The sequence below is a fragment of the Mesorhizobium sp. M1365 genome, from assembly GCF_040317865.1.
Classification (GTDB): domain Bacteria; phylum Pseudomonadota; class Alphaproteobacteria; order Rhizobiales; family Rhizobiaceae; genus Mesorhizobium.
The window spans coordinates 1-10,474 of record NZ_JAMYLG010000075.1; the positions used below are offsets into that span (position 1 = coordinate 1).

Annotated in this window: 12 protein-coding genes; 6 read left to right on the top strand and 6 right to left on the bottom strand. The window is 64.2% G+C overall.

Features of this window, described 5'->3' with window-relative positions:
• Positions 1-296: 296 nt before the first annotated feature.
• Positions 297-503, bottom strand: coding sequence for a DUF1737 domain-containing protein (locus NKH04_RS32165; protein WP_352470863.1), 207 nt, complete (start codon positions 501-503; stop codon positions 297-299).
• A 28-nt stretch (positions 504-531) separates the two neighbouring features.
• On the bottom strand, positions 532-1,413 hold the full coding sequence (locus tag NKH04_RS32170) for an HpcH/HpaI aldolase/citrate lyase family protein (protein WP_352837381.1): 882 nt from the start codon (positions 1,411-1,413) through the stop codon (positions 532-534).
• Positions 1,414-1,690: 277 nt separating this feature from the next.
• Here NKH04_RS32170 and NKH04_RS32175 point away from each other — a divergent pair, with 277 nt between their 5' ends.
• Genes NKH04_RS32175 through NKH04_RS32190 form a run of 4 tightly spaced genes read left to right on the top strand, consistent with a single transcriptional unit; the run spans position 1,691 to position 6,703 of the window.
• Positions 1,691-3,235 (top strand): DUF4153 domain-containing protein, encoded by a 1,545-nt coding sequence (locus NKH04_RS32175; protein ID WP_352837378.1) that lies wholly within the window; start codon positions 1,691-1,693, stop codon positions 3,233-3,235.
• A 4-nt stretch (positions 3,236-3,239) separates the two neighbouring features.
• On the top strand, positions 3,240-3,932 hold the full coding sequence (locus NKH04_RS32180; RefSeq protein WP_352837375.1) for a response regulator: 693 nt from the start codon (positions 3,240-3,242) through the stop codon (positions 3,930-3,932).
• Positions 3,920-5,506, top strand: coding sequence for an ATP-binding protein (locus NKH04_RS32185; protein ID WP_352837372.1), 1,587 nt, complete (start codon positions 3,920-3,922; stop codon positions 5,504-5,506). The genes NKH04_RS32180 and NKH04_RS32185 overlap by 13 nt, the downstream gene beginning before the upstream one ends.
• Before the next feature lie 30 nt (positions 5,507-5,536).
• The gene (locus NKH04_RS32190; protein ID WP_352837370.1) at positions 5,537-6,703 is read left to right on the top strand and encodes an NAD(P)/FAD-dependent oxidoreductase; all 1,167 of its coding nucleotides are present in this window, start codon (positions 5,537-5,539) and stop codon (positions 6,701-6,703) included.
• 36 nt (positions 6,704-6,739) lie between these two features.
• Here the strand turns inward: NKH04_RS32190 and NKH04_RS32195 are convergent, their stop codons facing one another.
• Genes NKH04_RS32195 through NKH04_RS32210 form a run of 4 tightly spaced genes read right to left on the bottom strand, consistent with a single transcriptional unit; the run spans position 6,740 to position 8,528 of the window.
• Entirely contained in the window at positions 6,740-7,228 is a 489-nt protein-coding gene (locus NKH04_RS32195) for an SRPBCC family protein (protein ID WP_352837367.1), read from the bottom strand.
• 38 nt (positions 7,229-7,266) lie between these two features.
• A complete protein-coding gene (locus tag NKH04_RS32200; protein WP_352541961.1) occupies positions 7,267-7,713 on the bottom strand; it encodes an SRPBCC family protein in 447 nt (148 codons plus the stop codon).
• Positions 7,713-8,024, bottom strand: coding sequence for an ArsR/SmtB family transcription factor (locus NKH04_RS32205; protein ID WP_352450226.1), 312 nt, complete (start codon positions 8,022-8,024; stop codon positions 7,713-7,715). Before NKH04_RS32205 ends, NKH04_RS32200 begins: the two co-directional genes overlap by 1 nt.
• A 36-nt stretch (positions 8,025-8,060) precedes the next feature.
• Entirely contained in the window at positions 8,061-8,528 is a 468-nt protein-coding gene (locus NKH04_RS32210; protein WP_353045541.1) for a GNAT family N-acetyltransferase, read from the bottom strand.
• 166 nt (positions 8,529-8,694) lie between these two features.
• Here NKH04_RS32210 and leuD point away from each other — a divergent pair, with 166 nt between their 5' ends.
• The gene (gene leuD, locus NKH04_RS32215) at positions 8,695-9,300 is read left to right on the top strand and encodes a 3-isopropylmalate dehydratase small subunit (protein ID WP_352541962.1); all 606 of its coding nucleotides are present in this window, start codon (positions 8,695-8,697) and stop codon (positions 9,298-9,300) included.
• Positions 9,301-9,360: 60 nt separating this feature from the next.
• The gene (locus NKH04_RS32220; protein WP_352874962.1) at positions 9,361-10,290 is read left to right on the top strand and encodes an Ivy family c-type lysozyme inhibitor; all 930 of its coding nucleotides are present in this window, start codon (positions 9,361-9,363) and stop codon (positions 10,288-10,290) included.
• The last annotated feature ends 184 nt before the right edge of the window (positions 10,291-10,474 follow it).

Below are 10,474 nucleotides of genomic sequence, written 5' to 3' on the forward strand. Positions count from 1 at the left end.
GGACGGCTCCCTTGTTTGAGATCTCAACGAACTCATTCTGGCACATCCGATGCCGTCGGGCGCCGTCCACCCCATCATGCCGTGATAGTGATGCAGTGCGCCGGCGGTGCAGAACCGAACGCTCATCATCCCGTTCTGGGTAACGGGGCTATCCCGATCGGTGGTAGATCACACTAATCCTGATCCGCCGTGCCCTTCGGCAGAGGTAACGGCATGGATCCTAGGGTACTCCGCGACGTCGCTTCGCGACTGCTACGCCCTAGGATGACGAAGGACGAGCGCTTCAGCGAACCTCCCTACCAGTCGCTGAGCTTGGTGTCGGGGCCGTATTCCTGGCCCTCGATGTCCTTCACCACGGCCTGGCCGCAGCGCATGGTCTTGGCTTCCTGGTCATAGGCATAGGTCGGCGAGCCGAACAGGTGCCAGCCCTTGTTCAACGCCGCCGTCACCTTGTGGCAGAAGCTGGAATCGTCCGGACCGGACAGAAAACGGTAGAGTTTCATTCTTCAATCCTGTCGTCAGTTGCGTTAGTCATGCGCGAACAGCGGCGGCCTTCGCCAGCAGTTTTTCGGCCTGCGCCAGATGCAGCCGCTCGACCATCTTGCCGTTCAGCGCAACTACCGCCCTACCGGTATGTTGGGCGAGCGCGAAGGCATCCTTGACCGCGCGCGCTTCGGCTATTGCTTCGGGCGACGGTGCAAAGGCGCGGTTCGCGGCTTCGATCTGAGCCGGATGGATTAGCGACTTGCCGTCAAAACCCATGGCGGCCGCTTCCGTGCACTCGCGCGCAAACCCGTCCATATCGCGAAAATCATTGAAGACGCCATCGAGCAGGTCGAGGCCGCCGGCACGCGCCGCGAGCACCATTTGCATCAGCCATGGAACGAGATAGCGCCGGTCGGGCGTGGCGAGAATTCCGGTGTCCTTGACCAGGTCATTCGTTCCGGCAGCGAAACAAGCCAGTCGAGAGGCCGGATCGCGGCCGAGCTCAGCGATCGGCCCGATATTGAGCAGCGCCCTGGGCGTCTCGATCATCGCCCATAGCTTGACTTCGTCGGCGATAAAATTGTCGTCGAGCACGTCGCCGGCCTCGAGAATGTCGCGCGGCGTGTCGACCTTGGGCAGCAGGATGGCGTCGGGCGAGCATTTTGCCGCGGCCAGCAGGTCGGCGCCGCCCCACTCGCTCGACAGCGCATTGATGCGCACGACCATCTCGCAGCGCCGGTTGGAACGGCCGGCGAAAATCGCCGCCAGCTTTTCGCGCGCGGAAGGCTTGTCGGCCGGGGCGACGGCGTCCTCGAGATCGATGACGACGGTATCGCAGGCCAGCGATTGGATCTTGGCCAGCGCCTTGTCGTTCGAAGCCGGGACGTAAAGCACCGAGCGGCGCGGGCGGTAGCTTTCGGTGGTCATCTCCGATCTATGCCGTCTGCAGCCGGCCGAGGCAAGCCGTGCATAAAAACTGCACGCAATTTCGGAAAATCTCCTCGTCTCCGCCCCGCTTGCCACCCGACCGGATGCGACAAGGGCGGCATGCAAGAGCAAACGAACTCCCGTTGGTCCCTGCCGTACCGGCTTCGCCGCGAAAGCTGGTGGCTCGTCGATCCGCCCGGACTTCGGTAAACCTCCTCCCTTTCGTCCGGAAATCCCCGCCCACCGGCCGCATCAAAGCCGCCGAGAAAGCCCGATCATGATAGTATTCCTCTCGGCGGCGCCGAGCTATTGCTACCGCTTCGGCGTTGCCGTCCTGCTCGTCGCACTGGCCGATTTTTTCTTCTATGGCCAACCGGCGGGCATCACGCTTTTCCTGTTCGGCGTTGCGATTGCAGCGGCGAGCATGGCTCTCCATCCTCTCGGCGCCTTCAACGACGGCAGGTTCTGGTTCAAGCCGGTTGCGCTGTTCATGGCGCTGCTGCCGCTTGTGGAAAATGTCAGCGCACTGTCCGTCTCGATCGCGCTGGCGGCGACGGCCATCTTCGCGCTTTCACTGGCCGGACGGTTGCGGCTCGGCCTTGCCCGCATTGCCGGCCAACTCTCGCTGTTCCTGGTTGCAACGCCATTTCGGCTCGTCCTTGATTTCTTCCGCTGGCGCATGGCGGCGCGGCGGCTTGGCCGGCGGCGCGTGCGCCTTGCGGCGATCGCCGTCTGGGTCATGCCGCTGAGCCTCGGCACAGTGTTCCTCGCGCTGTTCGGCGCCGCCAATCCGGTCATCGAATATTGGTTCTCGCTGATCGACCTGATGGCACTGCTCGACCTCGTCCAGCTGCCACGTCTCGCCTTCTGGCTGTTCGTGCTTGCCTGCGTCTGGGCCTTTCTGCGGCCGCGCCTGCCGCGTTTTCTCCGCCGCCGCAGGGTGTCGCCAGCCAGCGCACCGGCGACGCCGGCCACCAGGACCACCATCGAGGACATCGTCTTCGGCAAGGCCGCTATCCTCCGGGCGCTCGTCGTCTTCAACATCCTGTTCGCGGTGCAGAGCGCACTCGACGCCACCTATCTGTGGGGCGGCATCGCGCTTCCCGACGGGCTGACCTATGCCGCCTACGCGCATCGCGGCGCCTATCCGCTGATCGTCACGGCGCTGCTGGCCGCCGGCTTCGTGCTGGCGGCGCTGCGGCCGGGAAGCGCGACCTCCGGCGATCCGCTCATCCGCCGGCTGGTTTATGCCTGGGTGGCGCAGAACATCCTCCTGGTGATCTCGTCGATCCTGCGGCTCGATCTCTATATCGGTATCTATGCGCTGACCTATTGGCGTGTCGCTGCGTTCGTCTGGATGGGGCTGGTGGCGGCAGGCCTTGTCCTGATCATGGCCCGCATCGCGCGCGAAAAGTCCAACGAATGGCTGCTTGCCGCCAATCTTCTGACGCTATCGGCGACGCTCTATGCCTGCTCGTTCATCAACTTTGCCGCGCTGATCGCCAACTACAATGTCGACCATTGCTTCGAAATGACCGGCCAAGGCACCCAGCTCGACGTCTGGTACCTGCGCTCGCTCGGGCCCGGCGCCTTGCCGGCGCTCGATCGCTTCGTCCAGCACCAGAGCAGGACGGTTTCCGCGGAGGATGCCTCCATCCGCGAACTCGCCGGCTGGTATGCACAGGACGAAGCACGCTTCCGCGCCGGCCAGGAGAACTGGCGGGGCTGGAGCTTTCGCGACTGGCGGCTCAACCGCGCCCTCAACAGGCGTGGCCCGTTCGTGGTTCCTCCGATGTCCGAACCCTTCATGCCGGGCCGCTGATTTGATGCCGCACCACATACTGGTCGCCGACGACGACCCGCACATTCGCGAAATCATCTGCTTCGCGCTGGAAAAGGCCGGCATGAAAACGCTGGCGGTGCCGGACGGCGCGGCTGCCTTGCAGGCGATAGAGCGCCATGCGCCCGATCTCGTCGTGCTCGACATCGGCATGCCGGAAATGGACGGGCTGGAAGTGTGCCGGCGGCTGCGCCACACATCCGACCTGCCGGTGCTGTTCCTGTCCGCGCGTGATGAAGAGATCGACCGCGTGCTCGGGCTGGAGATGGGCGGCGATGATTATGTCATCAAGCCGTTCAGCCCGCGCGAGCTGGTCGCCCGCGTCAACGTCATTCTGCGCCGCGCTCGGCCCACGCCGGAACCAGCCGACGACCGGCAATTCTCGCATGGCAGACTGTTGCTGGTTCCGGCAAGCCATACAGCCAGCTTCGACGGCAAGCCGCTGGCGCTGACGTCGATCGAATTCGCGATCCTGAAAGGCTTTTTGGCGCGGCCGGCGCATGTGCTTGGCCGCGACATGGTGATGGCCAACGCCTATGCGGCCAATATCCATGTCGCAGACCGCACCGTCGACAGCCACATCCGCAATATCCGCGCCAAGCTGGCGGCCGTCGGCTGCGTCGATGCGATCGAGACCGTGCACGGCGTCGGTTTTCGGCTGGGCGGATGCGGCGCGTGAGCGCCCAAGGACTGATTGGCAGCAAATGGCGGCCTCGCCTCGCCACGGTCGTCATCGCCATCCTGATCATGGTGATGGCGCTGCCGCTGGCCGGCCTGTTTTTCTTCCGGCTCTACGAGAACCAGCTGATCCGGCAGACCGAGGCCGAGCTGATCGCCCAAGGCGCCGCCCTTGGCGCGATCTATGCGCAAGAGGTTCGCGAGGCCGGCATTGCCCCGGAAAAGCTAGGCGCACCCGTGCCTTCACCCAACACCAGCGATCGGGCCTCTCCCTACCAGCCGATCGAACCGGGCCTCGATCTTGCGTCCGACGGGATCCTGCCGACCCGGCCCGCGGCCACCGCGGCCAGCGCCGATCCCGCCTTCGCTTCAATCGGCGCACGCCTGTCGGGCATTCTTGCCGAGACGCAGAAGACCACGCTCGCCGGCTTCCGGCTGCTCGATCCCAGAGGCGTGGTCATCGCCGGCCGTGAGGAGGCCGGCCTGTCGCTCGCGGCTGTCGAAGAGGTTCGCGCAGCGCTTGCCGGCCGCTACGCCAGCGCGCTCAGGCTGCGGGTTCCCGACCAGCCGTCGCCGCCGCTCTATTCGGTCAGCCGCGGCACCAAGGTTCGCGTCTTCGTGGCCATGCCGGTTGCGGTCTCCGGCAAGGTCGCCGGCGTCGTCTATCTGTCGCGGACGCCGAACAACATCGTCAAGCATCTCTATGGCGAGCGCGGCAAGGTGGCGCTGGCGGCAATCGCCATCCTCGGCGGCGCGCTGCTGATCGGGCTGGTCTTCCTGCGCGCCGTCAGCCGTCCGATCTATGCGCTGATGGAACGCACGAAACGCATCGCCGCCGGCGACCGCGCGGCGATCAGGCCGCTCGATCACCACGGCACGCGCGAAATGGGTGAACTCTCTGCTGCTTTCCTCGACATGGCCGAAAAGCTGCACGCACGCTCCGACGGCATCCAGACCTTTGCCACCCACGTCTCGCACGAGCTCAAATCGCCGCTGACGGCGATCCAGGGGGCCGCCGAACTGCTGCGCGATTCGGGCAGCGCGATGGACGAGGCCGAGCGGCGGCGTTTTTCGGACAATATCGTCACCGATGCCGGCCGGCTCAACCTTCTGGTGCGCCGCCTGCTCGACCTGGCGCGCGCCGAAAATCTCGAACCGAGCGGCGAAAACACGTCGCTCACTGCTGCACTGGCGCTGCTGCCGGCCGACCACAGGCTGGCGCTGCGCCTCGAGGCGGGCGCCCAGATCGGTCTGCGCATATCGGCCGAAAACGCGGCGATCGTGCTGGCCAATCTCATCGACAATTCGGCGCGGCACGGCGCAACGCTGGTTTCGATCACGGCCGCAAGCGCGGACGGCAAGGCCACCATTGTGGTGGACGACGACGGCGCCGGCATTTCGCCCAGCAACCGAGGCCGCATCTTCGAGCCGTTCTTCACCACGCGCCGCGATTCCGGCGGCACCGGCATGGGCCTCGGCATCGTGCTGGCCCTCCTGAAAGCGCATGATGGCACGATCCGGCTGGTTGACTCGGCGAGCGGCACGCGCTTCGAGATCATCCTGCCGGCGGCGTGACGCGGCGGTTCAGATCGGAAGGGCCAAAAGGTGCATTACGACATCGTCATCATCGGCGGAGCCATCGTCGGCTCCTCGGTCGCCTATTATCTGCGCGAGGAAGGGTTTTCGGGCTCGATCGCGCTTGTCGAGCGCGACCCGCAATTTTCCCGCGCCGCGACCACGCTGTCCTGCGCCTCAATCCGCCAGCAGTTCTCGATCCCGGAAAACATCCGGCTGTCGCAATTCACGCTGAAACTGTTCCGGCGGCTCAGGGAAGAGTTTGGCGCGGACGCCGATATCGGCTTTCGCGAAGGCGGCTACCTCATCCTTGCCGGCGAGAACGGGCTGCCGATCCTGCGGGCCAACCACGAGGCGCAGATGGCCGAGGGCGCCGACATCGTGCTCGAGGATGCCGAGGCGCTCGTCCGCCGCTTTCCGTGGCTGTCGGTCGAGGGCATTTCCGCCGGCGCCTATGGCCGCAGCGGCGAAGGCTGGTTCGACGCGCATGCGATGCTGATGCTGTTCCGCAAGGCACTGCGAAGCAAGAACATTGATTTCATCACAGCGTCGGTGACCGGTATCGAGCGGCAGGGGAAGCGCGTCGCCGGTGTGACCCTCGACAATGGCGAGCGGCTCGAGGCCGGCACCGTCGTTAACGCCGCCGGGCCGAATGCCGGCAAGGTGGCAGCAATGGCCGGGCTGGCGCTGCCAGTGGAGCCGCGCAAGCGCAACGTCTTCGTCTTCGAGGCGCGCGAAAAATATGACGACATGCCGCTGCTGGTCGACCCGAGCGGCATCTATGTCCGGCCGGAGGGCTCGGTCTACATCACCGGGGGCGCCGAGGCGGAAGAGGGCGAAGGACCGGCCGATCCCGCCGACTTCGACCCCGACTGGCCGCTGTTCGAAGAGGTGATCTGGCCGGTGCTGGCGACCCGCATTCCAGCCTTCGAGGCGATCAAGCCGACGCGCGCCTGGGTCGGCCATTACGACTACAACACGCTCGACCAGAACGCGGTGATCGGCCCGCACCCGGAGGTCGGCAATTTCCTCTTCGCCAACGGGTTTTCCGGTCACGGCTTGCAGCAGGCTCCGGCGGTCGGCAAGGCGCTGGCCGAACTGATAGTACATGGCGGCTATCGCACGGTGGATTGCTCGGCGTTCGGGTACAGCCGGATTGCCGACGGGCGGCCGTTTCGGGAATTGAATGTAATTTAACGCTGGCGCGAAGGGATGCTACCGTTGCTTGGTGGATTAAGCCGCCGCCAAGCCGCCCGTACCAAGATACGCCTGAAGCCAGCCCAGCACCCGGGCCCAGCCTTCGGCATGCTTCGTTGCGGCAGCAGCGATGCCGGCGAAGCCGCCATGGCAGATGGTGACGCGTGTGCCGCCGGCGATCGGCTCCAGCAGCCAGGCGACTTTGGTTTCGCGGCGGCCAAGCGTCGGATGGTCCCAGTCGTATCTCCGCGTCTGCACGATCCGGCGCGGCTCTTCGATCTCCAGGAATTCGCCGCTGGCGGGCAGGTGTCTGCCGGCCGCCGTCTCGACGGTGACGCTCCAGCGGCCGCCGACGCGGAGGTCGGCCGCCCATCCGGTTATCCTGTAGGTCCTGGCGGACCCCCACCAGCGCTCGACCTCGCGTGTAACGAGGGCGTCAAAGATCCGCTCGGGCGGCGCGCGAACATCGGCGCTCGCCATAACGGTCTCGCCATTGGTCATGCTGTGCACCGCGGAACTGTACATCGCCCTGCCTCCAGAAACGTTTCGCTATCGAAACAACCTCAAGCCTTCGACGCCGGGCGCGACAGGCCTTTGCCGGTTTCGAGCAGGCTCTTCAGGCTGGACAGGATGAGCGGCCAGCCGTTCGCCACATGGCCAAGCAGCTTGTGCGGTCCATCGGCTTCGTGTGTGATGGCGAGCTTCATCATCTCGCCCTCCTGCTCGAGGGCGAAGGTGCAGCGTGTGTAGCCGTCCGCCTTGACCTCGGGCATGAACTCGTTGCGCCATTTGAGCACGATGCGCTTGGGTGGATCGATCTCGAGGACCTCGCCGCTGTCGGTGACGCGGCCGTCGGTGTAAACCATCTTCCACGCCGAACCTTGTTTCCAGTCGCTTAGCATCTGAGCGCCGAGGAAATATTGCCGCTGGAACTCCGGCTCGGTCAGTGCTTGCCAGAGTTTTTCGGGCGAGGTGCGGATGTAGGTGACATAAACGAAAATGTTGCTCATCAGTCTTCCCTTTCGAGACGTTTCTTCAAATCGCCGAGGGCGCCCAGTCGCCCCCGCTCGAATTTGCCGATCCAGCGTTCGGCGATCTCGTTGATGGGAACGGGATTCAGATAATGTTGCTTCTCGCGTCCCTTGCGGATGGTGGCGACGAGGTTTGCTTCTTCCAGGATCGCCAGATGCTTGGTCACCGCCTGGCGCGTCATGTCCATCTCACCGCACAGCGCGTTCAGCGTCTGCCCGTTCCTGGCATGAAGGCTGTCCAGCAACCGCCGGCGTGTCGGGTCGGCCAAGGCGCGAAAGACGGCATCCATGCTCATGACTCTAATATGCAACCATTTGGTTGCATGTCAAGAGGCAGAATGCGCGGGTTGAGGTCGCTGGGAGTGGATTTCAGCGCTTGCGGCCGACCAGAATGCGTTGGGCATGCGCTCCATGCCGATACGCTGATAGAAGCCGACGGCGTCGGGCATGGAGATCAGGCTGATGGCAACGGAAGGTCCGAGTTGCCGGCGTGCCTCATCCATCAGACCCTTGCCGATACCCAGCCCTTGCGCCGATGCAGAAACAGCGAGCTCGGAGATATAGCAGACCCAGGAAAAGTCGGTGATGCCGCGAGCGATACCAACCAGCGGCTTGCCCGGCGCATCGATGCGCGCGGTGAGCACCAGGTCGGCACTCGTGAGCATCGCCTTCAAACGGGCATGATCATCGACGGGCCGTGTCTCGCCGAGGCCGGATTCCACCAGAACGCGGCGGAACTCGGCGATGCCGAGGCCCGGTTCGCTGGCGTAAAGGATCGTGGATCGCGTTGTCATGTCGACAAAAGTGCACCATGGGCCGGTGGTTTTGAAGCTGTTTGTACCGATTTTGTGTTTCGATCGACGACGGAAGTCCAAAAACAGCCGTCTTTTATTTGCCCGCGGCATTGTGTAAACCGGGCGCCAGCAATTCCCCGCAACGAGAAGAAGACGGGCAAGAACCATGGAAAAATTCACCAAGCTCACCGGTGTCGCCGCGCCGATGCCGATCGTCAATGTCGACACCGACATGATCATCCCCAAAGATTATCTCAAGACGATCAAGCGCACCGGACTCGGCACCGGCCTGTTCGCCGAAATGCGTTACAAGGACGACGGTTCGGAAAACCCGGACTTCGTGCTCAACAAGCCGGCCTACCGCAAGGCGCAGATCCTGGTCGCCGGCGACAATTTCGGCTGCGGCTCGAGCCGGGAACATGCGCCGTGGGCGCTGCTCGATTTCGGCATCCGCTGCGTGATCTCGACCTCGTTCGCCGACATTTTCTACAACAACTGCTTCAAGAACGGCATCCTGCCGATCACCGTCAGCCCGGAAGACCTGGAGAAGCTGATGGACGATGCCTCGCGCGGTTCCAACGCGACGCTGTCGGTTGATCTCGAAGCCAAGGAAATCCGCGGGCCGGACGGCGGCGTGGTCAAGTTCGACCTCGACGAATTCAAGCGCCACTGCCTGCTCAACGGGCTCGACGATATCGGTCTGACCATGGAGAAGGCCGGCGCCATCGCTTCGTTCGAGAAGAAGAACGCTGCTGAGCGCCCCTGGGCCTGAGCGTAGGATGACCTGGCCGCGACAGGCCGGGTTCGTGGCGGCTGAACGGAGGGGACAGTCATGACACGTTCGCTTCTTGCCGGAGCCTGCGCGCTGGCGTGGATTCTGATGCCGGTGGCAGGCGCGCATGCACAGACCGACATGGTGCTCGTGCCGGCTGACGATGCGTCCGGCGGGGCCGCCGACCAGGGCGCGGTGAGCAATGCGGCCCTAGCCGACAATGACAAACAGGCGCCGGTCCCGTTCGAGGGCGGCCAGCTGACCATCACTCAGGAGGAAGAGTACGGGGAACGGGTGCTCGCCTTCGACGGCAAGGAACTGGCGCGCAATTACGACGTCTTCTTCGACAAGATCGTCGAGGTCGGCGGCGTCAAGGTGGCGCTGGTCGATGTCGGCGACGGCGGCAATCAATGCGGCCCGGCCAAGGTGATCGTGTGGAAGCCGGAAGGCGGCACGATCCAGACGACCACGGTCGAGCAGGATGAATGCGGCGCGCCGCCGGCCGCGATCTCCGACAGCGCCATCTATTTCGTGCCCTATCTTTTGCCGGGCGATTCCAAGCCGGCGCTGCAATGGTCGCCGACGGACGGACTGACGACGTCCGGCAATCTGACCTACATGCCGGAGCTGGGCACCGACTGGAAGGACGTTGATCCGTCGAAATACGACAACATCATCGACGCCTTCCACAATGAAGCGGTCTACAAACTAGCCGAGACACTGCTTGGCAAGGACATGCCCGACATGGCGACCAGCCTGCTGGTCGGCGGCGGCACGGAAAAAACCGCGTCGGGCGTCTTTTTTGCGAGCGGCTGCGTGCCGCATGATTGCGGCGGCAATGACGGCTTCATGGCGGTCGACCCGGTCAACCGGAAGCTCTATTTCGCCCGCCGCGGCGACAAGCCCGAGCCGGACGCGTGGCCAGCGGTGAGTACATGGCCGGCCGACGTCAAGGAAGCGCTGGACAAGGCGCTGGGGTCGGCGAATTAGGTTTTTTGCGCGGCGCGGCGACTACCCTGCTTTCGTCATCCTCGGGTGACCCGAGGATCCATGCCGTAACATCGGCCGAAGAACCGTTGTGTCGCTCGGATGTCACGGCATGATGGGGTGGACGGCGCCCGACGGCATCGGATGTGCCAGAATGAGTTCGTTGAGATCTCAAACAAGGGAGCCG

Bases quoted from the DNA above. Each gene is read 5' to 3' on its own strand.
- NKH04_RS32165 (WP_352470863.1), bottom strand. From the start codon at position 503: ATGAAACTCTACCGTTTTCTGTCCGGTCCGGACGATTCCAGCTTCTGC.
- NKH04_RS32170 (WP_352837381.1), bottom strand. From the start codon at position 1,413: ATGACCACCGAAAGCTACCGCCCGCGCCGCTCGGTGCTTTACGTCCCG.
- NKH04_RS32175 (WP_352837378.1), top strand. From the start codon at position 1,691: ATGATAGTATTCCTCTCGGCGGCGCCGAGCTATTGCTACCGCTTCGGC.
- NKH04_RS32180 (WP_352837375.1), top strand. From the start codon at position 3,240: ATGCCGCACCACATACTGGTCGCCGACGACGACCCGCACATTCGCGAA.
- NKH04_RS32185 (WP_352837372.1), top strand. From the start codon at position 3,920: ATGCGGCGCGTGAGCGCCCAAGGACTGATTGGCAGCAAATGGCGGCCT.
- NKH04_RS32195 (WP_352837367.1), bottom strand. From the start codon at position 7,228: ATGTACAGTTCCGCGGTGCACAGCATGACCAATGGCGAGACCGTTATG.
- NKH04_RS32200 (WP_352541961.1), bottom strand. From the start codon at position 7,713: ATGAGCAACATTTTCGTTTATGTCACCTACATCCGCACCTCGCCCGAA.
- NKH04_RS32205 (WP_352450226.1), bottom strand. From the start codon at position 8,024: ATGGATGCCGTCTTTCGCGCCTTGGCCGACCCGACACGCCGGCGGTTG.
- NKH04_RS32210 (WP_353045541.1), bottom strand. From the start codon at position 8,528: ATGACAACGCGATCCACGATCCTTTACGCCAGCGAACCGGGCCTCGGC.
- leuD (WP_352541962.1), top strand. From the start codon at position 8,695: ATGGAAAAATTCACCAAGCTCACCGGTGTCGCCGCGCCGATGCCGATC.
- NKH04_RS32220 (WP_352874962.1), top strand. From the start codon at position 9,361: ATGACACGTTCGCTTCTTGCCGGAGCCTGCGCGCTGGCGTGGATTCTG.